Origin of the sequence: Nesterenkonia flava, from assembly GCF_031432335.1 — a bacterium.
GTDB lineage: Bacteria > Actinomycetota > Actinomycetes > Actinomycetales > Micrococcaceae > Nesterenkonia > Nesterenkonia flava.
The window spans coordinates 165,718-188,676 of sequence record NZ_JAVKGT010000001.1 but is presented as its reverse complement, the minus strand read 5'-3'; the positions used below and the strand labels follow the sequence as shown (position 1 = coordinate 188,676).

The following is a 22,959-nucleotide window of genomic DNA, read 5'->3' as shown; positions in this document are numbered from 1 at the left end:
TTTCATGGATGCACTGCTGTCTTTTGAGCTTCACGGCCTCGGCCTCGGGTTTCTGCTGCTGATCCTGCTGGCCGCGGTATGGGCCGGCGCCATCAACACCGTGGTGGGCTCCGGCACGCTCGTCACGTTCCCCGTACTGGTGGCTATGGGTATTCCGCCGGTCTCGGCGACAGTCTCCAATGCGATGGGCCTGATCGCCGGTAACTTCACCGGCGCCTGGGGGTACCGCCGCGAGATCATTCAGGTGCGGTCCGTGCTCGCCAAGCTCGTGCCGGCGTCGTTTGTGGGCGGCGTCATCGGCGCGACGCTGCTCATCACCCTGCCTGAAGAAGTCTTCGGGCGCGTCGCCCCCATCCTGATCGTGGTCTCACTGGCCTTCGTCATCTTCCAGCCCAAGCTCTCCGCCTGGGTCAAGCGCCGAGCGGCCGAGCGCACCGCCGATCCGGACCCCGGGACGCCCCAGCCCGACGACGACGCCGAGACCACCGCCCAGAAGGCCTCCGCCTCCGTGGGGTGGCCTCTGATCCTGCTGGTCTTCTTCGCCGGTATTTACGGCGGCTACTTCGTGGCGGCACAGGGCATCCTGCTCATGGGTATCCTGGGGGTCTTCCTCGCCGCCACAATGCAGCAGGCCAACGGAGTCAAGAATCTGCTGGTCGCGTTTGTGAACCTCACGGCGGCTATCAGTTACATTGTGGTCGACTACCTCTTCCGCGATGCTGACGAGCGAGTCATCCTCTGGGGCGTGGTGCTGATCATTGCGATCGGATCCACCATCGGCGGGCTTATCGGGGCCTGGGTGGGCCGACGCCTCAGTCCCGTGGTCCTGCGCGCGGTCATCGTCACCTTGGGCCTGGTGGCGCTGTTCGTGATGCTGCGCAACCTCTTCATCGGCTGAGCTTCATCGACCACCGCGGCCGGCACCTTCTCTGCGGGAGAGGCCAGGTGGTCGGTATCGGAGCACGCCTCGCCCTCTCCTGAAAGTCCGCTCTATGCCCCAGGCTGCTTCAACCGACTCTCCTTCGCCATTGCAGCGCCAATCAGTCTGGCACACGCTGCGTTCTCCCCGGCTCCTCAAAATCGAGGTTCTCGCCGGACTCGTGACCGCCTTGGCACTGATCCCTGAGTCCATGGCGTTCGCCATCATCGCCGGCGTGGATCCGCGCGTGGGTCTCTTCGCGTCGGTAGTGATGGCCATGAGCATTGCGGTGGTAGGGGGCAGGCCGGCCATGGTCTCGGGCGGGGCCGGAGCCACAGCGCTGGTCATCGCGCCCGTGATGGCCTCCCACGGCTTGGACTACTTCATCGCCACCGTCCTGATGGCCGGTGTGCTGCAGGTGGTGCTGGCTCTGGCGGGGGTGGCCCGCCTGATGCGCTTCATTCCCCGTTCGGTCATGGTCGGGTTCGTCAACGGCCTGGCCATTCTGATCTTTTCCTCACAGTTCCCGGAGCTGGTGGGAGTGCCGTGGCTGGTCTATCCCCTGGTGGCTCTGGGCCTCCTTGTGGTCTTCGTTCTGCCGCGGCTCACCCAGGCTGTGCCAGCTCCGTTCATCAGCATCGTCCTGCTCACCGCCGTGACCGCATGTTTCGCCCTCGCGGTGCCCACGGTTGCCGATCGCGGAGAGCTGCCGACGTCGCTTCCTGAGCTCTTCATCCCTGATGTGCCGCTGACATGGGGGACTCTGCAGGTAATTGCTCCCTACGCACTGGCGATGGCCTGCGTCGGACTGTTGGAGTCGCTGATGACCGCGAAGCTGGTCGATGACATCACCGACACCGGCTCGGACAAGACGCGAGAGTCTTGGGGCCAGGGTGTGGCGAACATGCTCTCGAGCCTGACCGGCGGCATGGGCGGCTGTGCGATGATCGGGCAGACGATGATCAACGTGAAGGCTGCGGGTGCTCGCACGCGCATCTCCACGTTCTGCGCGGGACTGTTCATTCTGATTCTTGTCGCATCCCTGGGGGAGGTAGTCGGGATGATACCCATGGCGGCCTTGGTGGCCATCATGGTGTTCGTCGCCTTCATCACCTTTGACTGGCACAGCATTGCACCCGAGACGCTGAAGGCCATGCCGAAGTCCGAGACCGCCGTGATGCTTCTGACGACAGTCACCACCGTCGTCACGCACAACCTTGCGATCGGCGTCGGTGTTGGGGTGCTGAGCGCGGCGCTGCTCTTCGCCCACCGCGTCTCACGGTTCGCCGCCGTGACGCGGGAGCTGATCACCGCAGAGAGGGATCGCCAGCGTGTGCACTACTCCGTCCAGGGGCAGCTGTTCTTCGCCTCGTCTAACGACCTCTACTACCAGTTCAGCTACGCCGACGATCCGCAGGAGGTTGTCATCGACTTCTCCGCCGCACATCTCTGGGACGCCTCGACCGTTGCTGCGCTGGACTCCGTGGTCCGCAAGTACCACGACTACGGCAAGTCCGTGCAGATCACGGGGCTGAACCGCGCCAGTGAGGCCATGCTGAGCCGCCTCACGGGCAAGCTGACCTAAGGTGCGTCTGTAGGGGACTGAGGCCCGAAATTTGCCGCGGATTCCGGGCCTCAGACGTGCTGTCTGCGACCTTGGTCAGTCTGCGCTGGTCAGTCTGTGTCCCTGACCCGGCGCAGGAATTGCTCAATATTGCGCTGCAGCCGCTGAACCCTCTCAGCAATGAAGCGTGAAGGGTCATGCTGTCCCTCAAAGCTCATGCGCACGTCCGACACCTCAGTGATGTCCTCGCACCAGCTGCACATGGTCTGCTTCTTGACCGCTGGTGTCACCCGAAGAATGGCGCCGAGGGGTTCCCCGTCGACGGGGGCGAAGAGATAAGCCCTCTGCGGGGCGTGAGGATCGGTCCACCCGAGAAAGCCCAGGTTGTGCCAATCAAGGCCCGTGAGGTCGTAGGGGATCTTCATCTGGGACGCTTCGCGCCGGCTGGCGTTCATCAGTGCTCGGGAAAGGTCTGAGGGATTAAGCGGTTCCATGGGGTGCTCCAAGGCTGATTCTGAATTCGGGTACGAAAAACAGGGGCAAGGACTCCTCGGTCCTTTCCCGGGCACCCGTCCGCAGCACAGAAGGGTGCTGAATCAGCAGGCGGTGGTGCAGGCCATGGGGGCCGATGTCTCCTTCATTTCAGAGGGCCATTAGAGACTATGCCGTGAGAGGCACGGTGGGCAACACGTTCGGTGATGGATTCTTCTGCTTTCCCGGCAGTCTGAGAGCCCGAAATGTGGTCAAACTCCATCAGCGAATGCTCAGAGGAGCAAAGAGGCCCGGTCTGATCAGGATCTCTCCTGACTAGACCGGGCCTCTTACCCTGTGCGCGGAAGGGGACTTGAACCCCTACCCTCTTATACGAGGACTAGCACCTCAAGCTAGCGCGTCTACCTATTCCGCCACCCGCGCAGGTGACTGCTTCGTTTCTGAAGCCACGAAAGCTTAGCACGTCGGCAGTCTGAATCTCGAATCGAGATTCGAGGGGAGTCTTACTTCTTGCCGCCGAAGCCCTTGAAGCGCGCGTTGAAGCGCTCCACGCGGCCGGCGGAGTCCATGATGCGCTGCTTACCGGTGTAGAACGGGTGAGAAGCAGCGGAGATTTCGACGTCGATCACCGGGTAGGTGTTGCCGTCCTCCCACTCCATGGTCTTGTCAGAGGTGACGGTGGAGCGGGTGAGAATCTTCTCGCCAGAGGCCAGGTCGTTGAAGATGACCGGCCCGTACTGGGGGTGAATATCAGCCTTCATAATGTGTCCTTTGCATGCGCCGCTGGATTTTGCCAGAAGCTTCGGGGTGTTAAGACGTCCGGCCATCCGTAGATGACCAACGATCAATGTTACCCCAGCTCACGTACAGCTCCCAAGTCGGGTCACGACGGCGATAGTGTGGGTGGCAAGCACACCGTCCCCTACCGAGCGAATAGAGGCGCGACTATGACTGCCACCGGAGCTGAGCCCACCCCCGCCGAGCTGGCCGAGACTGAAGTGATCGCCTTCTGCCAGGACCTGATCCGCATCGACACCACCAACTGGGGCGAGGGCCGGTCCAACGGCGAGCGGGAGGCTGCCGAGTACTGCGCGGAGGTCCTGCGCCGGGCCGGCGTGCAGCCCGAGATCTACGAGTCCGCTCCCGGACGGGCCAACGTGGTGGCCCGCATCAAGGGCACCAACCCCGACGCCGGCGCACTGGTCGTCCACGGCCACCTCGACGTGGTCCCCGCCCAGGCTGAGGACTGGAGCGTGGACCCCTTCGCCGCCGAGATCCGGGACGGGCTCATCTGGGGGCGCGGCGCGGTGGATATGAAGGACATGGACGCCATGATCCTGGCCGCCGTCCTACGCATGCACCGGGAAGGCCACCAGCCCGCACGCGACATCGTGGTGGCCTTCTTCGCCGACGAGGAGGACAGCGGCAACTACGGTGCCAAGTACATGGTGGAGAATCACGCTGAGCTCTTCGCAGGCGCCACCGAAGCCGTCAGCGAGGTGGGCGGCTTCTCCGCTGACATCGCCGGCACCCGCGCGTATCTCATCCAGACTGCGGAGAAGGGGCTGCACTGGATGAAGATGATTGCGGAGGGAACCGCGGGCCACGGCTCCGCAGTCCAGAAGGACAATCCGGTGGTGCGCTTGGCCGAAGCGGTCGCGGCCATTGGTAGCTATGAGTGGCCCATCGAATACACCAAGACCACTCGGGCGCTGTTTGAGCAGCTCTCCGAACTGACCGGTATTCCGTTCAACGAGGAGAATCCTCAGGAGATCCTCGACGCCACGGGCTCCACCGCCAAGTTCCTCGCGGCCTCCCTGCAGAACACTTCTAATCCGACGGTGCTGGACGCCGGCTACAAGCACAACGTGGTCCCGGGGCAGGCTCAGGCTCTCATCGATACGCGCAACCTGCCCGAGCAGGATGAGAAGGTCGCCGCCATCCTGGCCGAGCTGGCGGGGGAGAAGGTCCGCTTCGAGACCATGAACAAGGAGATCTCCCTGGAGGTCCCGTTCTCCGGAACGCTCGTGGAGCAGATGGTCGACTCCCTGCGCGAAGAGGATCCCGACGCCGTCGTGCTGCCTTACATGCTGGGCGGGGGCACCGATAACAAGCACCTTGCAGCGCTGGGAATCGCCGGCTACGGTTTTGCGCCCCTACGACTGCCTGCTGAGCTGGACTTCACGGGGATGTTCCACGGCGTGGACGAACGCGTTCCCGTGGACGCGCTGACCTTCGGAGTGCGGGTGCTCTACCGGTTCCTCGCCGAGCAGTAGGCAGGCCTCCGCCGCAGGGATCTTCAGGCGTGAAGGTCGCAGCCACTGCATGGCCGAGAGGCTGCTGAGAAGTGCCCGCCACCGGGACTTCACAACGTCCGCTCCACCCTCATGAGGCGCCGGCGCAGCCAGTACTTGCGCACCCCGCCGGAGTAGATCGAGGAGCGCCGCAGCTCCCACTTGCCGTACTCCGCGTGGTCCACGATGCGTCGTCGCACCTCAGCGAGAGATTCATGCGGCTGGCAGGTGAGGACCAGATACTGCCAGCCTGTGCCGTCCCCGTTCTGGGTGGTGTACCGCGCCGCGGGAAGGGGGGAGGAGTGCTGTGCCGCCATCGTTTCTCCTTGCCGTCAGGGCCGGTGAGAGGCCGGTTAGCTGAACACGATAACAACTTTCGAGCCGGGGTCTACCCGGGCTGACCACGCATTGGTACTGTGAGCGTATGAACATGGATCCACGTGTGGCACTCTCCGCGCTGACGAACGCTCTGGAAGAGCACCTGTCGGCCTCGGTCAACCGTCGCGGCGAGAACGACCCTGCTGTGGAGCAGGCCTTCTACGGCATCTCGGATGCTTTCGAAGCCTACGAGGACGCCCTCTTCGCCGCGACCGGGGAAGTCACCCCCCTCGACCTCTACGACGAGGACGAGGAGAAGGACATCGATGATGTCCTCGATGAGGACGACGACCTGGACGACGAGCTCGATGAGGACTGACCAGGACTGAGGCGTTCCTCAGACCCCGAGGAATGAAACGGCACAGCCGCGCTGTTGCCGACTTCTGGACTGTCAGCGAGTTTTAAGGACCCCTGCGTGAGATCGTGGCCTACCCCTTCCGTGCCTTCCCTTCCGGCGCTCCCCGAGAGTCTGGAGCTCTATGACACTTCGCGGGCGGGTCTGATCCCCGTGCAGTCCCGGGAGAGTACTGCGTCTCTTTACGTCTGCGGCATCACGCCCTATGACGCCACGCATCTGGGCCATGCCAATACCTATGTCCACTTCGACGTACTCGTGCGCTACTGGCTGGCCTGTGGTCTGAACGTCAACTACGTCCAGAACGTCACCGATATTGACGACCCGCTGCTGGAGCGCGCTGCCGCAACGGGAGTGGACTGGCGCGACCTCGCCGAGCAGCAGACCGACCTCTTCCGCGAGGACATGACCGCACTTCGTGTTGTGCCCCCCACCACGTATCTGGGTGCTGTCGAGACCATCCCCGACGTCGTGCAGGATGTCGAGCGCCTGGCGGCTGCCGGTATCGCCTATGAGGTGGCTGTGCCGGAGGGGGAGGGCGCGACGACGTCGGACTACTACTTCGACATCTCCGCAGCCGAAGCGGCGACTCCCTGGCGGCTGGGCAGTGTCGGCGGCTACGACCGCCCGGCCATGGAGCAGATCTTCCCCGAGCGCGGCGGCGACCCCGAGCGCCCCGGCAAGCGCGACCCCTTGGATCCCCTGCTCTGGCGTGCGGCGCGCGAGGGCGAGCCCCAGTGGGACGGCGGAAGCCTCGGGGCGGGCCGGCCCGGTTGGCACATCGAATGCTCCGTGATCGCCCGCCGGCATCTGCCCGCCCCCTTCACCGTCCAGGGCGGAGGGTCCGACCTGCGCTTCCCGCACCACGAGTTCTCCGCGGCACACGCGACCGCCGCCGACGGGACGCCGCTGGCCGAGACCTATGTCCACACCGGCATGGTGGGACTCGACGGCGAGAAGATGTCCAAGTCCAAGGGCAACCTCATTCTGATCTCACGCCTGCGCGAGGAGGGTGTGGACCCCCAGGCCATCCGTACCCTGCTTCTGGGACACCACTGGCGCGAGGACTGGAGCTACACCGCCGAGGAACTTGCCGCGGCCGAATCCCGGCTGGCCCGGTGGAAGGACGCGGCGGCACAGGCCCATGAGGGATCAGCCGCAGAAGGACCCAGCGAGCTGCAGTACGCCCTCATGTCTGCGCTGGGGAACAACCTCAATGCCCCCGCCGCGCTGGACACCCTGGACCTGTGGGCTGCCGGACATATGGCCGCTGGTACGAGCCGGAGCGAGGCAGTCGACGTCGTCGACGCGCTCCTGGGCATCGACCTGCGCTGAAGCCGCCAACCCGGGCGCGTCGCACCCCCTTTCGGCATGATCGGGGCTGCCTAAGGTGGGGGCGAATGCGCGAACCGGGGTGTGTTTGCACTGGGGTGTGGTTGCACGGCACGGGCCCGGGGCAGGACTGCGCGGAGGACTCCTTGAAGAGGCGAGTCCTAGTGCCTCAGCCCTCGGGCGGACGACGACGGCGCAGATAGCGCTCGAACTCCTTGGCGATCGCCTCGCCTGAGGCTTCGGGAAGATTCGTGGTGTCAGTGGCCTCTTCCAGGCGCTTGACGTAGTCGGCGATCTCTTCGTCCTCCTCCGCGAGCTCGTTGACGCCGCGTTCCCACGCCTCAGCGTCATCGGCCACTTCAGAGGTCTCGAGGGTGACCCCCAAGAGCTCCTCCAGGCTGCGCATGAGCGACAGCTGAGCCTTCGGAGAGGGCGCCTGTCCCACATAGTGCGGCACCGCCGCCCACAGAGACATTGAGGGAATGCCTGCCTGGTAGGCAGTGTGGGCGAGCACTCCGACGATCCCGACGGGGCCCTCATAGGTGGGCTCATCAAGGTCCAGAGCGTCGCGCAGCTGCTCGTCCTCGCTGGAGAGCTGTGCCGGAATCGGGCGGGTGTGAGGAACATCGGCCAGCAGGGCGCCCACCAGCAGGACCGCGCCGACGTGATGCTCTGCCGCCATGGTGAGAATCTCGGCGGTGAACGCCCGCCAGTGGAAACTGGGCTCGACGCCGTGGACGAAGAGGATGTCGAACTCCTCCGCCGAGGCGCGCAGGATCTTGGCGGCGGGCCAGACGATCTCCCGGTGACCGGAGACGTTGACCACCTTGGGGCGGGAGAACTGGAAGTCATAGTACGACTCGTCGTCGAGCTTCTGGACCAGCTCGGCCCCCAGCGCCTGGGCCACAGAGCGGACCGCCGCGCTGGCGGCACCCCCGGCATCGTTCCAGCCCTCGAAGGCCAGCACCATCACGGTGGGCCGGGCATCAGCAGAGCCTTCCTCGGCGGAGGATCGCAGCAGCGCAGCAAGCTGTGCAGCACGGTCCTCGCTCTGCGCGGGGGCGTCCTGATCGGGGGTTTCCGGATCGCGGTAATCCTCACTCACGTTCCTCACACTAGTAACCGAGGGCAAGGATGGGAAGCGTACGATGGAGTCCATGTCATCGCTGCAAGCTGTGTTCTGGGATATGGACGGCACCCTGGTGGACACGGAGCCGTATTGGATCGAAGCCGAGCATGAGCTCGTCGAGGCCCACGGGGGAACCTGGTCCCATGATCAGGCCCAGCTGCTGGTCGGACAGGCCCTGACCTACAGTGCGTCCATCCTCCAGGAGGCGGGGGTCGCGATGGGCAACCGCGAGATCATCGACCACCTCACCCAGCGGGTCATCAGCCGATGCCGCCAGCAGATCCCGTGGCGCCCCGGGGCTCGCGAGCTGCTGGAGGACCTCAACGCCGCAGGAGTGCGCTGCGCTCTGGTGACCATGTCGTTCAAGCCCCTGGCTCAGGCCATCGTGGACGCCCTGCCGGCGGATCATCTGGAGTTCATCATCTCCGGGGACATGGTCTCCGCGGGCAAGCCGGACCCTGAGGCCTACCACACAGCATTCTCCACGATGGCCGCCGACCACACGGAGCGCACCGGCGAGGAGCTTCACCGCGCCCGCTGCGTAGCCATCGAGGACTCGGTGCCGGGCACCGCCGCGGCAGCAGCCTCGGGCATGGTGACGCTCGCCGTCCCGCACTTCACGCCCCTGCCCGACACCGGCCAGTGGCACCTGGCAGAGACCCTGCACGGGCTGCGCACCGCTGATCTGCAGAACCTGCTGGCCAATGCGCCGGCTCCCATCACCGCATGAAGGACACCATCATCACCACCTCATCAGGACCCGTCGGTGCGCATATGCGCAAAGGACCCCTCAAGCCCGGTCAGCGTGTTCAGCTGACGGACCGACGGGGCAAGCCCTCCACCATCACCCTCGCCGAAGGCGGAGAGTGGCACACCCACCAGGGCGTGCTGCGCCATGACGTACTCATCGGCCAGCCCGAGGGGATCGTCGTGGCCAACGACGCAGGCTATGAGTACCAGGTGCTCCGACCGCTGCTGAACGACTACGTGCTCTCCATGCCGCGGGGTGCCACCGTGGTCTACCCCAAGGATTCCGCCCAGATCGTCCAGGTCGCCGACATCTTCCCCGGTGCGCACGTGGTGGAGGCCGGCGTGGGCTCGGGGGCGCTGTCGATCTCACTGCTGCGAGCGGTGGGCGACGCCGGCACTCTGCACTCCTACGAACGTCGTGAGGACTTCCGCGACATCGCCGTGGGCAACGTCGAGGCTTTTTTCGGACAGCCCCATCCCGGCTGGGAGGTGCTGGTGGGCGACATGCAGGAGCTCGCCGCTCAGAAGGAGGCCCCCGGAAGCGTCGACCGGGTGGTGCTGGACATGCTGGCCCCCTGGGAGTGCCTGAACACGGTGAAGACCATCCTGGCCCCCGGCGGGGTGTGGGTCTCCTACGTCGCCACCGTCACGCAGCTCTCACGCCTTGCCGAGGACATCCGCGCAGACGGAGGGTTCACCGAGCCTGAGGCGCATGAGACCATGCTGCGCACCTGGCACCTGGACGGACTCGCCGTCCGGCCCGACCATCGCATGGTGGCCCACACCGGTTTCCTGATCTCCACACGGCGACTGGCCGATGACCAGACGCCGCTGCAGCTGAAGAAGCGCGAGAAAGTCTCGGAGCCCTCGGCCGAGGACCAGGCGGCCTGGGGCGCCAATGACCCGAACGCCAGCTGGGATGAAGACAGCCTCAAGACTCGGGTGGTATCGAAGAAGAAGGCCCGGAGGGCCGCGTCCCACGCCCAGCAGATTGCCGAGAAGGCCAAGGAGGTTCCGGTTGACCGAGGCGATGACTGAAGAACTGCAGTCCAAACTCGACCAGGCCCACCGCCAGATCGACTCCCTGCGGCAGCGCCAGCGTGACCTGCAGCAGCAGCTGCAAACCGCCGGGCGCCACAATGACCGTCTCTCAGGCCTGCTTGAGGCGACCAAGGGACAGATCGAGCAGCTCAAGGAGGCCCTCGAAGCGGACGGGCAGACGCCCTTCACCTTCGCCACTATCATCGGCTACCGGCCCAGCCACGAGGCGGTGGCCGGTCGCGAGATCGCCGCTGCCGCCGCGCCGGGCTGCGACGTGCTGCACTCGGGACGCAAACTGCGGGTCTCCGTCTCCCCGCTGCTGGACGTGGAGCAGCTGACTCCGGGATCCGAAGTGCTGCTCAACGAGAACTACACCATCATCGCGGTGCTCGAGCCGGAAGGCACCGGTGAGCTCGCCCGGGTCAAGGAGATCCTGCACGATGACCGCCTGGTCGTCACCACCCGGGGCGAGGAGGAGCGGGTGGTCCGGCTCTCCGCCGGCGCGGCAGCCTCCCAGGAGGATTCCCGGGTGCGGGTCGGGGACGCCGTCGTCGTCGATCTGCGCACCGGCACGGCCACGGAGATCGTCCCGCTGTCTGAGGTGGAGGACGTGGTCCTGGAGGAGAGCCCGGACGTCTCCTACCGCGACATCGGGGGCTTAAGCGAACAGATCGAACAGATCCGTGATGCGGTGGAGCTGCCCTTCCTGCACGCCGATCTCTACCGCGAGCACGGACTGCGTGCCCCCAAGGGAATTCTGCTCTACGGTCCTCCCGGCTGCGGTAAGACGATGATCGCCAAAGCTGTGGCCTCCTCCCTCGCCGAGGGCGCGGGGGAGGACGACGCCGGCTCTGCCTTCTTCCTCAACATCAAAGGTCCCGAGCTGCTCAACAAGTACGTGGGTGAGACGGAGCGGCACATCCGAGTGATCTTCTCCCGTGCCCGGGAGCGTGCCTCCGCCGGCAACCCGGTGGTGGTGTTCTTCGATGAGATGGAAGCGCTCTTCCGCACCCGCGGCACCGGGGTCTCCTCCGACGTCGAGACCACAATTGTTCCCCAGCTGCTGGCAGAGATCGACGGCGTGGAGTCGCTGGACAACGTCATCGTCATCGGTGCCTCTAACCGCGAAGACATGATCGATCCCGCTATCCTGCGACCAGGACGGCTGGATGTGAAGATCCGGGTCCAACGCCCAGGACCCGACGGAGCCCGGGAGATCCTGGCGATCCACCTGGGCGCCGAGGTGCCGCTGCGGGCCAGCCTCGTCGCCGAGCACGGCAGCCATGAGGCCGCGCGCGAGGCGCTGATCGAGGCTGTGGTGACTACCGTCTACCCTGCCCACGCCGAGTTCATGTCCGGCGCAGTGCTCAGCAACATCGTGGACCGGGCTAAGAAGGCCGCCATCAAGGAGTTCCTCGCCCACGGGCAGAGCACGGAGGCCAAAGGCATCACCAAGGAGCACCTGCTCGCCGGCGTTGCCGACGAGATGGCGGAGCAGCGCGCCATGGTCGCCAACCTGGAGGGCAGCCTGCGATGAGCGCACGCCGACTCATCGGACTCGAGACCGAGTACGGGATCCACGCTCCCGCCAATCCGCGGGCCAGCCACGTGGCACTGTCCATAGAACTGGTCAACGCCTACGCCGCGCACGTCACCGAGTCCGGGGGAGCGGTGGCGGGCACCGAATGGGACTACCAGTCGGAGTCGCCCCTGGTCGACGCCCGCGGCTGGGTGCTGCCGCGCTCCGCCGCACACCCCAGCCAGCTCACCGACACCGATGAAGCCCTCAGCTACGCCTCGGAGCAGGAAGCAGGCTCGGGCCGCGTGCGGGACGCCCTGGGCAACGTCAGCGACGGTGACCCTTCCCCGGCAGACATCTCCGAGCGCGGGGACCTTCGGACTGAGGGATATCACGCTCCGGGCTCACCGCATTGGCGCGGCGACTTCTTCCAGCCCCGGCCCGGCCAGCCGCAGCTGCTGATGAACCTGGTCCTGGGCAACGGGGCACGCTTCTACGTGGATCACGCGCATCCCGAGTATTCGGCACCCGAGACCATCGGTGCCAAGCGGGCGGTGCTCTACGACGTCGCCGGGGACTCCATCGCCCGTGCCGCTGCAGCTCGCCTCGCGCAGGAGGACGGGGCGCCCGAGGTGCTGCTGTACAAGAACAACACCGACAACAAGTCAGTCTCCTACGGGGCGCATGAGAACTACCTGGTGCCGCGTTCGGTGCCCTTTGACGCCCTGGTCGCTGGGCTGCTGCCGTTCTTCGTGACCCGGCAGATCATCTGCGGCGCGGGGCGGGTGGGGATCGGCCAGCAGGCACAGACTGCTGGCTTCCAGATCTCCCAGCGCGCCGACTTCTTCGAGGAGCAGGTCGGTCTGGAGACGACGGTGCGCCGGCCCATCATCAACACCCGCGACGAACCCCACGCTCATCACGATGCATGGCGGCGCCTGCACGTGATCATCGGGGACTCCAACATGAGCGAGTACTCGGCATGGCTGCGCGTGGGCACCACGGCGCTGGTGCTGGACCTCATCGAATCCGGCCGCGCTCCCGAACTGACTCTGAAGGATCCGGTCGCCGCACTGAAGGCCATCTCCCACGATCCGACCCTGACCACCCGGGTGTGGACAAGCCGCGGCCAGCTCAGCGCACTCGATATCCAACGCCTCTACCTGGAGGCCGCCAAGTCCCGGGCAGCGGAGAAGGTGGCCCCCTCGCTGCCCCACGCCGCCCCCGACACCGAGACGGCCGAGGTGCTTGAAGCCTGGGAGGAGGTGCTCGAGGACCTCAGCGAAGACCCGGCGAGGGCTGCCGACCGCGTGGACTGGGTGGCCAAGCTGCAGGTGCTGCAGTCCTACCGACGCCGGGACGGGCTCGACTGGGACGCTCCGACCCTGGGCCTGATCGACCTTCAGTACCATGATCTGCGCCCGGAGAAGGGGCTCTACTACAAGCTTGCCCGTGCCGGACGCATGCGACGGCTCTTCACGGACGACCAGATCGCCTGGGCTGCGGCACATCCGCCCGAGGAAACCCGCGCCTGGCTCAGGGGAGAGCTCATCAGCAAGCATGCCGGCGTCGTTGCCGGAGCGTCCTGGGATCAGGTGCTGCTGCGCCCCGATCCGGTCAGCCCCCCGGTTCGCCTCTATCTCTCCGAGCCCACCGAGGGCAACCGGGTCGCCGCCGAGCCGGTCATGCGGCAGGCCTCCGATCCGGCAGAGCTGGTGGCCGCTCTGCAGCGTCTGCTCGGCCAGGAGTGAGTCGCTGACAGGCCTCGAAAGATCACCGACCGCCGCCGGAGACCCGGCCGACGGTGCCCTACTATGTGTGGAGATCTGTTCCACCGTAAGGAGTAAACACCATGGCAGCTCAGCCCCAGAAGCAGCCCCACCGCCCCGGCGGTGAGGACGAGGCCGGCACCGACGCCGGCCAGCTCAAGGCCAACCCCCAGGCGGCCTCTCAGGCGCAGGAGCTTGACAGTCTCCTGGATGAGATCGACTCCGTGCTGGAGTCCAACGCCGAGGAGTTCGTCAAGGGATTCGTCCAGAAGGGCGGCCAGTAGCGCGTGGATCGTCGCGTCATCGGGGTCGAGACCGAATTCGGACTGGCCCACCGTCCGAGCAGCGGTCGCGGACTTCCCCCGGATGAGCTGGCCCGCTACCTCTTCCGTCCCGTGGTCGAGTACGGGCGAAGCTCTAACATCTTCATCCCCAACGGTTCGCGGCTCTACCTCGACGTGGGCTCCCACCCCGAGTACGCCACCGCCGAATGCGCCGACCTTATGGACCTCCTCGCCGCGGATCGTGCCGGCGAGCAGATGATGCACGAGCTGGCCGTGGAGGCCGAACGGCGCATCGCCGCTGATGGTTTTGACGGCCAGGTGTATCTGCTGAAGAACAATGTTGACTCGGCCGGCAACTCCTATGGCAGCCACGAGAACTACCTGATCCCGCGGACCACCCATTTCCGCCGTCTTTCCGGGATCCTGCTTCCCTTCCTGGTGACCCGGCAGATCCTGGTGGGCGCGGGTCGAGTGGTCCCGGCCACCGAGGACCGCGAGGCCCACTATGCGTTCTCCCAGCGCGCCGATCACATGTGGGAGGGCATTTCCTCCGCCACCACACGGTCACGGCCGATCGTCAACACTCGCGATGAACCCCATGCTGACGCTGCTCACCATCGGCGTCTGCACGTGATCGTCGGGGACTCCTCGATGTCTTCGACCACCTCTCTGCTGCGCTACGGCAGCACCGACCTGGTGCTGCGCATGGTGGAATCCGGGGTGCCCATCGGTGATTTTGAGCTGGAGAATCCGATCGGTGCCATCCGGCACGTCAGCCACGACATCACCGGGAAGGCCACGGTGCGCATCCGCGGGGGAGAGGAGATGACCGCGGTTCAGCTGCAGCGGGGACTCCTGCAACGCGCCAAGAGGTTCGTGGCCGAACACGGCGCGCACCACGAGCATGTGGACCGGGTCCTCGAGCTGTGGGAGCGCACCTGCGAAGCGGTGGAGACCGGGGATCACGGTCTCATCGACCAGGACATCGACTGGGCCATCAAGAAGCGTCTCGTGGAGGACGTTGCTGCCAAGCACGGCATCGGATGGGACCACCCCCGCCTGGAGCAGATTGATATGGCCTACCACGACGTGCACCCCCAGCGGGGTCTCTTCCACCTGCTCGCCCGTCGCGGACGCGTGAGTTCCGTGATTGACGACGACGCCGTCACCCACGCCATGATCACTCCGCCTGCCACTCGTGCCGCCCTGCGCGGAGAGTTCCTCTCCACCGCACGGGCCTACGGAGCCGAGCACACCGTGGACTGGGTCCACCACAAGCTGACTGATCGTCCGCTGGACACGATCATGCTCAAGGACCCGTTCGCCCACCAGGACGAGCGCATCGAGGCGCTGTTGGACACCCTCGGCGATCGAAGCTCGCAGCTTCAGGAGCAGAGCCTCCGGCAACGCAGGGCACAAGGTGTGCCCTTGGCGCTGACCGAGAAGTACCACCTGACCGCACCCGTGCACGCCGAGCCTCCGTTGATCTGAACGGAATGACCTGACGAACCCCAGCAGAAAGCTGTACAGTTCCACGTGATGAACTCACCTGCCAAGCTCACCGCCCTGACCGCAGCCCTCGCCCTCATGCTTACCGCGTGCGGCGGGAACGACGATACGGACAACGACACTCCCGACGAGGTGGAAGGCTCCGAGAGCCAGCCCCAGCGCGAGGACGCCACGGGGGAGGGCTTCGGCGACACCTCCGCGCTCTCCGAGGTGGACGTCAACATGTCGGACGAGCAGAACCCCGAAGTCATGGTGTACTCCCCGCTGGAGGTTGACGAGGAGTCCGCCTACGTGGTCAACCAGGGCGAGGGGGACGAGATCCACCCCAACGCGATCCTGGAAGTCTCCTCGGCAGCGGTGGACCCCGAGGACGGGAACATCATTCAGCACGACTATGACAGCGGACAGTCGGGCCTGGTGTTCCTTCCCTCCCTCGAGGGCGACGACGCCAACACCGCGATCTACGATGCACTGACCCTCCCCGAACTGCGCGTCGGCGCGGATGTGCTCATCTATGCCCCGGCTGAGGAGCCGGAGGAGACCGATGAGGACACCCCGGAGGAGCTTCAGATGCCCTCCCAGGACCAGTTCATCCTGCTGACCATCGAAGAACAGACCATGCCGCACGCCGAGGGCGAGGTGCAGGAGCAGTCCGGCGACCTGCCCGCCATCGAGAACACCGTGGGTGAGCGTCCGCAGCTGCAGGAGCACGACGGCGACACCGAGGCGCCCGAGGAACTCGCCACTGAGGTGCTTATCCAGGGCGAGGGCCGCGAGGTCGAGGAGAGCGACATGGTGCTGGCCCACTACACGGGCTGGCGCTGGGAGGACGGCGAGGTCTTCGACGACTCCTGGGAGTCCGAGGACGGTTCCTTCCCGCAGCCGCGCGAGTTCTCCCTACAGCAGGTGATCGGTGGATGGACCGAGGGTCTGGCCGGCCAGAACGTGGGATCCCGCGTGCTGCTCGTCATCCCTGCCGAGGACGCCTATGGTGAGGCGGAGAACGAGGACGGCACCACGGCCGACGGCCGTCCCGGCGGCGCCCTGATCTTCGTCGTCGACATTGTCGAAGCACTCCCGATGCCCGAGCAGCCTCAGCAGCAGGCCCCCGAGATGGACCTCAGCGAGGAAGAAATGGCTGAGCTGGAAGAGATGCTCCGTGAAATGGAGGAGCAGCAGGGAGGCAACCCCGAGGCGGAGAACGAGAACCCCGAGCCGGAGAGCAACGAGGAGTAAGAAGACATGTCATTCGGAGCACGCAGCTACGACCGCACCAAGCCTGAGATCGACTTTCCCGGGGACACCCCGCCGCAGGAACTCGTCGTGGAGGAGCTCATCCCCGGCGGCGGACCGGCGGTGGAGCCCGGTGACCAGATCTCCTGCCACTACGTGGGTGTGGCGTGGTCGACCGGCGAAGAGTTCGACGCTTCCTGGAACCGCGGCCAGACCCTGGACTTCACTGCCGGAATCGGTCAGGTCATCCAGGGCTGGGACCAGGGTCTGATCGGGATGAAGGAAGGCGCTCGTCGTCGCTTCGAGATCCCGCCCCACCTGGCCTACGGTGAGCGCGGCGCCGGATCGGCGATCGGCCCCAATGAGACGCTGATCTTCGTCGTCGACCTCGTGGGCGTCCGCAAGGCGAAGTGACCGAACACGCCCCGGAGGAGGCCCAGGACGTCACCGCGGACTACGGTGTCGCCCGGGCCTTCTCGCTTGCCGCCACTCTTTTAGAAGCCGGCAGCGCCGGCCTGACCAAAGCCCAGCTGCGCCAGCGTGTGGCTCCCTACCGGGATCTCATAGCGCAGGGCCAGAGCGAGTCCGCCTGGGAACGGACCTTCAGCCGCGACAAAGCATATCTGCGCGGCTGCGGCCTCGTGATTCCTGAGCCGGAGACGACGGGACACGTCGATTACCGCTATCGCCTCGATCCGGCCACCTACGGACTCCAGAGCCTGAGCCTGACCCCTGTGGAGATGCTGGCCCTGCAGCAGGCCCGGCACATGCTCTCGGCCAGTCGCCACGCCGGGGCGCTCGACCATGCCCTCTGGGCGCTGAGCACCCGTGCGCTCGCCCAGTCTTCCGAGGGGTCGATGCACCCGTCCCAAGCCGCTGAGCCGGGTGCCGGTGCGGCCGCGCCTGCTGTCGTCGATCTCGGGTCGGAGCGCGAAATCGATCGCCTTCTAGAGATCGCCGAGATCGGCCTGCGCCGCCCGCTGGTCTTTGACTACACAGCGCTGCGGGAGACGACGGGCGGTCCCGCACAGCGGCGCACCGTGGCCCTCGGGCTTGGAGTGCGGGGACGCTGGTACCTGGTGGGTCATGATCTGGACCGGGACCAGCTGCGCACCTATCGCCTGGATCGCATCCACTCGCCCGTGCGGGCCGGGGGCGCGTCCGACGCCCAGGCGGCGGATTCCCTGCGACGCAGAATCGAGGCGGGGGAGCTCTACCCGGACTTCAGCGTCCACGAGGCGCTGAGCTCGTTCCCCTCCGAGCCGGCTGACCCGGCTCGTCAGCTGACCGCCGTGATCGAGGCGCACCGCCAGCCAGCACCGCCTGTACCCAGGCTCCGGCCGGTGACTGTCAGCCGGGGACCGGATCCCGCCGAAGCCAAGATCGAGCGGGTCCTGAACATGACCGCCTACCTGCTCTCCGAGGACGGCGTGCCGCCGAGCGAACTCATGGCCAAGTACGGGCAGAGCCCCGAACAGCTGCAACGCGACCTGCTGAGCATCCAGCAGAGCGGAACCTTCGACTCTGATCAATTCGGTGACTACATCGACGTGCGGCCCTCTCCGCCCCTGACCCTGCAAGAGTTTCTCACCAGCTACCTGCCCCAGGACGCTCCCATCACCCTGGATCTTCCGCTCCGGGCCACGGCGGAGGCCATCAGCCGCCCCATCAGCCTCACGACACCCGGCGCCCTGGCCCTGCTCATCGGGTGCACGAGCCTGGCAGGGCTGACCGAAGAGCCCGCAGTGGCCGGTGCGGCCGACGCAGTAGCGAGGAAGCTCGCTGACATCGTCCCCGAGACGGTCAGACACACCGCCGAGTCGCTGGCCCTGATCTATGACGAGGGCGATGCGCACCACAGTGCCGACCGCGAAGCCGTACAGGCCAGCATACGGCAGTCCTGCGGTCTCCAGCTGGTCTACCGGAACGGGCAGGGAGAGCGCAGTGAGCGGCTCATCGAGCCCGTGCAGCTGGTGCACCACGGCCCCCGCACCTATGTGCGCGCCTGGTGCACGAGGGCCCAGGGCGAGCGCCTCTTCCTGCTCCATCGCATCATCACCGCCTCACTGGTGCCGGACCACGAACGGTCCACCCAGGCCCGCGCGCTGCTGCAGACTCCCGCACCGCGACCAGCCGTCCCGCGCGGGGATGACTCCATCGACGTCGTCCTGCGTTTCTCAGCAGCCTCCGCGGCACAGGCAGACGCCTACGCGCCCGAGCGTCAGGTCACCCAGCAGGGCGGCAGCCGCGTCATCGCCACTCATGTGCGCAGCCCCGAGTCGGCAGTCCAGCTGTGCCTGGACTCCGGCGGCGAGATCGAGCTGCTTAAGCCCGCCCACCTGCGCGAGGACATCGTGCGCCGCGCCCACGAGCTCCTAAGCAGTTCCGCGCACTGAGGTACCGCGCATGGACCACTCAGGCGCCTGGCGTACCATAGTCTGGTCAAGGAAAGGACAGCTGACATGAACATCCAAGGCTGGCAGTGGGTCATTATCCTGGCCATCGTGCTTCTGCTCTTCGGCGCGCCCAAGCTTCCGAAGCTCGCCAAGTCCATGGGTGAGTCCATGCGCATCTTCAAGTCCGAGGTGAAGACCATGCGCGAGGATGAGAACCCCAAGGATCGTGAAACGGCCCAGGAGCGTCCCGCAGTGGAGGGCCGGGTCATCGACGCCGAGGGCACCTCCCGCCGCGCTGACGACGCCCAGGCTCCGGCTGCCGAGCAGCCCACCCGCGCCCCGCGCGACGACCGCGCCTAGAGCAGGCTTGTGAACCACCAGGACGTGGCGCGAGCGGAGAAGGACCTGTCCCCGCGGCAGGACCGCACATCGGGACAGTCCAAGCGTGGACGTCGTCGTCGTGATCCTGAGGGACGGATGTCCCTGGGAGAGCACCTGCGGGAGCTGCGACGGCGACTGCTGATCTCCGTGGCAGCGATTGCCCTGGGCGCTGTGGGCGGCTTCTTCCTCTACGACTGGATGTTCTCCGCCCTCGCCGATCCTGTGCTGGCCTATGGTGACGGCGAGGATGGGCGCCTGACGCAGATCGCCTTCAACACCGTGGGGTCCCCTCTGGACCTGCTGATTCGCATGTCCTTCTTCGCCGGCGTCGTCATCTCCTCGCCAGTCTGGCTCTACCAGATCTGGGCGTTCATCATGCCTGGACTGAAGAAGAAGGAGAAGTGGTACGCCATCGGGTTCATCGGCGCAGCAGTGCCGCTGTTCCTCTCCGGAATCGCCCTGGCCTACTCCGTGCTGCCCCAGGCGATCAGCTTCTTCTTTGCGCTGAACCCCGAGGGCACCGCCAACCTCATCGCCCCCGATGTCTACTTCACCTTTGTTCTGCACCTCTTCCTGGCCTGCGGCATCGCGATGGTGATTCCCGTCGTGCTCGTGGGCGTGAACATGATGGGGCTGCTGACCGGGCGCCGCATCCTGAAGTCCTGGCGGGGAGTCGTCATGGTCATCGCCATCATCTCCGCGCTGGCCGCCCCCGGCGGTGAGGCCTTCACGATGTTCTTCATCGCCCTGCCGCTGACTGTCCTCTTCGGCATCGCGATCGTCATCTGCCTGATCAACGATAGGTTCCGCGCCAAGCGCGAAGCGGCCGCCGGCCTGTAGTCCCTCCCGGGCAGAGACCTCCCTTGACCCGGCAAGAAGTCCGGGCGGTACATGCTTGAATGGGGCTATGCCTGAGATGGAGACCCCTGAATCGCCCCTGAGCTCGACGCCGACCGGCCCTTCCCTTGACCGGGAGAACCTGACCCGGGAGGAGGCGGCAGCCCGGTCAGCGGCCGTCACCGTCTCCCGCTACGAGGTGGAGGTCGACGTCACCGGAGCCGCTGCCGAGGGCGCGACCACCTATCCGGTGACCACCCGGGTGGAGTTCTCCGTCACCGGTGCCACCGACCTCTCCTTCCTGGACTACGTCGGAGCATCGGTGGACTCGCTGCGCGTCAACGGCCAACAACGCGATCCCCAGCAGGAGGCAGGCACGGCGCGCATCCTGCTGCGCGACCTGCAGGAGGGGGAGAACGTGGTGGAGATCCGCTCCACGTCCCGCTACTCCCGCTCAGGAGAGGGCCTGCATCGCTTTGTGGATCCTGCCGACGGGCAGGTCTATCTCTACACGCAGTACGAGCCGGCCGACTGCAAGAGGGTCTTCCCGGTCTTCGACCAGCCCGATATGAAGGCGCGCTTCACCTTCCGCCTGATCGGACCGGAGGACTGGCAGCTGCGGTCCAACTCCCCGGAGATCTCGCGGGAGGAGGTGGCCTCCGGCGTCGCCGTGACCTTCGCCGAGACTGAGCCGATCAGCTCCTACATCACCGCGCTCCTCGCCGGGCCCTACCACCTGCGCACAGGCCGGTGGCGCGATATCGAACTGGCCGTGCTGTGCCGCGCCGCGCTGGCCGAACACCTCGATGCCGAGGAGATTCTGAAGATTACGGTGCAGGGACTCGAGTTCTTCCACGAGGAGTTCGCCTACGGCTACCCCTGGGGACGCGGCACCAACGGCCTGGCCAAGTACGACCAGGTATTCGTCCCGGAGTACAACCTCGGCGCCATGGAGAACCCCGGGCTGGTGACCTTCACCGAGTCCTATGTCTTCGACAGCGCGGCGACCGAGGCCCAGCACCAGCTGCGCGCCACCACGATCCTGCACGAGATGGCCCACATGTGGTTCGGAGACCTCGTGACGATGGGGTGGTGGGATGACCTGTGGCTCAAAGAGTCCTTTGCGGACTACATGGGCACTCTCGCCGTGGATGAAGCCACGGACTTCACCACCAGTTGGATTGCTTTCGCCAGCGGCCGCAAGGCCTGGGCCTATGTTCAGGATCAGCTGCCCACCACTCATCCGATCGTGGCTGATATCACCGACCTGGAGGCAGCGGACCAGAACTTCGACGGGATCACCTACGCAAAGGGTGCGAGCGTGCTCAAGCAGCTGGCCGCCTTCGCCGGGCGCGACGCGTTCCGCGAAGCCTCCCGCCGATACTTCGCTCGGCACGCCTTCGGCACCGCCACGCTGAGAGACTTCCTGAGCATTCTCCAGGAGGTTACCGGGCGGGACATGAGCGTCTGGGCCCAAGCCTGGCTGCAGACCTCGGGCATCCCGGTGCTGAGCACCGAAATCCACGACGACGGCACCCTCGCCCTGCGCCAGACCGGCATCGATCCCACCACCGGAGAGACGGTGCTGCGCCCCCATAAGATCCGCATCGGCCTGCACACGCTGGACTCCGACGGACGCTTACACCTGACGGCGACGGCACCGGTGGAGATCAGCCCAGACGCACCCGAGGGGCTGACCCGCATCCCGGAGTTGTCCCCACTGCCGGATGTGGGATCCCCGCGCCTCATCCTGCCGAACGAGGGAGACCTCACCTACGCCAAACTCAGCCTGGATCCCGAATCGGTTGCTGCCGCGCTGCAGTATCCGGTGGCCGACCCGCTGGCCAGAGCCACGGTGTGGGCGTCGCTATGGTCCATGACCCGAGACTCCGAGTTGCCCGCCGAGATGTTCGTCGACGCCGTCTGCCGGCTGGGGCTGCAGGTGCCCGAGGTCTCGGTGCTCACCACCGTGCTGAGGCAGGCGGACGCGGCGTGTGAGCGTTTTACTCCTCATCAGCAGCGAGCCCAGCTGCAGCAACGCTTCGCCGCACGTCTGGCGGAGTTCCTCACTGCGTCCCACGGAGACCTTCAGCGGGCCGCGGCGCGGACACTGGCCGTCCTCAGCCGGCGCGAGGGCTCGCAGCTTGATCTGCTCGCAGGATTGCTGGACGGCAACGCTGCGGACTTCGGCATCGCCGGCCTCACGGTGGACGAGGAGCTGCGGTGGGCATTCTTGCAGGCCTTGGCCGCCCACGGGCGTGTTACCCAGGACCAGTTGGACGCGGAGCTCTCCGCTCGCACCACGGCACGCGGCCGGATCGCGCACCGGCTCGCCAGTGCGGCACGCCCGGAAGCCGCCGTCAAGGCCTCGGCCTTCCGCCAGGCCATCAGCGGTCGGGATGAGGAGGGCCAGGAGCTCTCCAACGATCACCTCACCGCAGTAGTCGAGGGTTTCCGCACCGACACTTCCGCAGATGCCGCACTCACCGGCGACTATGTGGTGGAATACTTCACTGCGCTGCGCACCGTCTGGGACACCATGACCCAGGGGCAGGCCACCCGGGTCGTGCGAGGTCTCTACCCGGGCACCGAGCCATTGGCGGACACCACACCCGAGCACCACCCGGTGGTGCTTCTGTCCGGACGCTGGCTCGACCAGCACGACGACGCCCCCGCAGCACTGCGCCGCCTCATCATTGAGGAGCAGGACCACCTGCTGCGCGCCCTGCGCGCCCAGGACCGGGCCCGCGCCGGCCACCCAGCCACCACCGTCTAAG

General features: G+C 66.2%; 21 protein-coding genes and 1 tRNA gene. 17 read left to right on the top strand and 5 right to left on the bottom strand.

All coding sequences use genetic code 11. From position 1 onward, the window contains the following. The first annotated feature begins 4 nt into the window (after positions 1–4). Both RH857_RS00875 and RH857_RS00870 read left to right on the top strand, forming a co-directional pair. Positions 5–898 carry a sulfite exporter TauE/SafE family protein gene (locus tag RH857_RS00875; protein ID WP_310536087.1) on the top strand — a complete coding sequence of 298 codons (894 nt, stop codon included), beginning with the start codon at positions 5–7 and terminating at the stop codon, positions 896–898. 94 nt (positions 899–992) lie between these two features. After that, positions 993–2,504: a SulP family inorganic anion transporter gene (locus RH857_RS00870; RefSeq protein ID WP_310536086.1), complete on the top strand. Its 1,512-nt coding sequence runs from the start codon at positions 993–995 to the stop codon at positions 2,502–2,504. Between the two features lie 89 nt (positions 2,505–2,593). On the opposite strand, the gene RH857_RS00865 is transcribed toward RH857_RS00870, so the two are convergent. The 3 genes from RH857_RS00865 to RH857_RS00855 form a co-directional block, all read right to left on the bottom strand. Beyond that, entirely contained in the window at positions 2,594–2,977 is a 384-nt protein-coding gene (locus tag RH857_RS00865; RefSeq protein ID WP_310536085.1) for an FBP domain-containing protein, read from the bottom strand. 335 nt (positions 2,978–3,312) lie between these two features. Continuing rightward, positions 3,313–3,398: transfer RNA gene (locus tag RH857_RS00860), tRNA-Leu, on the bottom strand. Between the two features lie 80 nt (positions 3,399–3,478). Next, complete coding sequence (locus RH857_RS00855) at positions 3,479–3,736, bottom strand: type B 50S ribosomal protein L31 (protein ID WP_310536084.1); 258 nt, start codon at positions 3,734–3,736, stop codon at positions 3,479–3,481. Between the two features lie 186 nt (positions 3,737–3,922). Here RH857_RS00855 and RH857_RS00850 point away from each other — a divergent pair, with 186 nt between their 5' ends. Continuing rightward, positions 3,923–5,251: a M20/M25/M40 family metallo-hydrolase gene (locus RH857_RS00850; protein ID WP_310536083.1), complete on the top strand. Its 1,329-nt coding sequence runs from the start codon at positions 3,923–3,925 to the stop codon at positions 5,249–5,251. Positions 5,252–5,340: 89 nt separating this feature from the next. On the opposite strand, the gene RH857_RS00845 is transcribed toward RH857_RS00850, so the two are convergent. Beyond that, on the bottom strand, positions 5,341–5,586 hold the full coding sequence (locus RH857_RS00845; protein ID WP_310536082.1) for a DUF5703 family protein: 246 nt from the start codon (positions 5,584–5,586) through the stop codon (positions 5,341–5,343). 107 nt (positions 5,587–5,693) lie between these two features. On the opposite strand from RH857_RS00845, the gene RH857_RS00840 reads away from it, so the two are divergent. Together RH857_RS00840 and mshC are read left to right on the top strand one after the other, a co-directional pair. Further along, positions 5,694–5,966, top strand: coding sequence for a hypothetical protein (locus RH857_RS00840; protein ID WP_310536081.1), 273 nt, complete (start codon positions 5,694–5,696; stop codon positions 5,964–5,966). 96 nt (positions 5,967–6,062) lie between these two features. Next, positions 6,063–7,337, top strand: a complete 1,275-nt coding sequence (gene mshC, locus RH857_RS00835) for a cysteine--1-D-myo-inosityl 2-amino-2-deoxy-alpha-D-glucopyranoside ligase (RefSeq protein ID WP_310536080.1) — start codon at positions 6,063–6,065, stop codon at positions 7,335–7,337. A 166-nt stretch (positions 7,338–7,503) separates the two neighbouring features. On the opposite strand, the gene RH857_RS00830 is transcribed toward mshC, so the two are convergent. Further along, complete coding sequence (locus tag RH857_RS00830) at positions 7,504–8,355, bottom strand: proteasome assembly chaperone family protein (RefSeq protein ID WP_374761097.1); 852 nt, start codon at positions 8,353–8,355, stop codon at positions 7,504–7,506. Between the two features lie 136 nt (positions 8,356–8,491). Between RH857_RS00830 and RH857_RS00825 the strand changes: the two genes are divergently transcribed. The 12 genes from RH857_RS00825 to pepN all read left to right on the top strand — a co-directional run bounded on the left by RH857_RS00825 (position 8,492) and on the right by pepN (position 22,958). After that, positions 8,492–9,193: an HAD family hydrolase gene (locus RH857_RS00825; protein ID WP_310536078.1), complete on the top strand. Its 702-nt coding sequence runs from the start codon at positions 8,492–8,494 to the stop codon at positions 9,191–9,193. Continuing rightward, positions 9,190–10,251, top strand: a complete 1,062-nt coding sequence (locus RH857_RS00820; protein WP_310536077.1) for a tRNA (adenine-N1)-methyltransferase — start codon at positions 9,190–9,192, stop codon at positions 10,249–10,251. The genes RH857_RS00825 and RH857_RS00820 overlap by 4 nt, the downstream gene beginning before the upstream one ends. Beyond that, positions 10,244–11,791, top strand: coding sequence for a proteasome ATPase (arc, locus tag RH857_RS00815; RefSeq protein ID WP_310536076.1), 1,548 nt, complete (start codon positions 10,244–10,246; stop codon positions 11,789–11,791). The genes RH857_RS00820 and arc overlap by 8 nt, the downstream gene beginning before the upstream one ends. Further along, positions 11,788–13,524, top strand: a complete 1,737-nt coding sequence (dop, locus tag RH857_RS00810) for a depupylase/deamidase Dop (RefSeq protein ID WP_310536075.1) — start codon at positions 11,788–11,790, stop codon at positions 13,522–13,524. Before arc ends, dop begins: the two co-directional genes overlap by 4 nt. A gap of 101 nt (positions 13,525–13,625) precedes the next feature. After that, positions 13,626–13,826 carry a ubiquitin-like protein Pup gene (locus tag RH857_RS00805; protein WP_310536074.1) on the top strand — a complete coding sequence of 67 codons (201 nt, stop codon included), beginning with the start codon at positions 13,626–13,628 and terminating at the stop codon, positions 13,824–13,826. A gap of 3 nt (positions 13,827–13,829) precedes the next feature. After that, positions 13,830–15,317 (top strand): Pup--protein ligase, encoded by a 1,488-nt coding sequence (gene pafA / locus RH857_RS00800; protein ID WP_310536073.1) that lies wholly within the window; start codon positions 13,830–13,832, stop codon positions 15,315–15,317. Positions 15,318–15,365: 48 nt separating this feature from the next. Then, positions 15,366–16,571: an FKBP-type peptidyl-prolyl cis-trans isomerase gene (locus tag RH857_RS00795; protein ID WP_310536072.1), complete on the top strand. Its 1,206-nt coding sequence runs from the start codon at positions 15,366–15,368 to the stop codon at positions 16,569–16,571. 6 nt (positions 16,572–16,577) lie between these two features. Beyond that, positions 16,578–16,982, top strand: a complete 405-nt coding sequence (locus tag RH857_RS00790; protein WP_310536071.1) for an FKBP-type peptidyl-prolyl cis-trans isomerase — start codon at positions 16,578–16,580, stop codon at positions 16,980–16,982. Next, the gene (locus tag RH857_RS00785) at positions 16,979–18,964 is read left to right on the top strand and encodes a helix-turn-helix transcriptional regulator (protein WP_310536070.1); all 1,986 of its coding nucleotides are present in this window, start codon (positions 16,979–16,981) and stop codon (positions 18,962–18,964) included. The genes RH857_RS00790 and RH857_RS00785 overlap by 4 nt, the downstream gene beginning before the upstream one ends. A gap of 66 nt (positions 18,965–19,030) precedes the next feature. Continuing rightward, positions 19,031–19,324 carry a Sec-independent protein translocase subunit TatA gene (gene tatA / locus RH857_RS00780; protein ID WP_310536069.1) on the top strand — a complete coding sequence of 98 codons (294 nt, stop codon included), beginning with the start codon at positions 19,031–19,033 and terminating at the stop codon, positions 19,322–19,324. A 9-nt stretch (positions 19,325–19,333) separates the two neighbouring features. Then, on the top strand, positions 19,334–20,185 hold the full coding sequence (gene tatC / locus RH857_RS00775) for a twin-arginine translocase subunit TatC (RefSeq protein ID WP_310536068.1): 852 nt from the start codon (positions 19,334–19,336) through the stop codon (positions 20,183–20,185). A 67-nt stretch (positions 20,186–20,252) separates the two neighbouring features. Further along, positions 20,253–22,958 carry an aminopeptidase N gene (gene pepN, locus RH857_RS00770; protein ID WP_310536067.1) on the top strand — a complete coding sequence of 902 codons (2,706 nt, stop codon included), beginning with the start codon at positions 20,253–20,255 and terminating at the stop codon, positions 22,956–22,958. Position 22,959 lies beyond the last annotated feature (1 nt).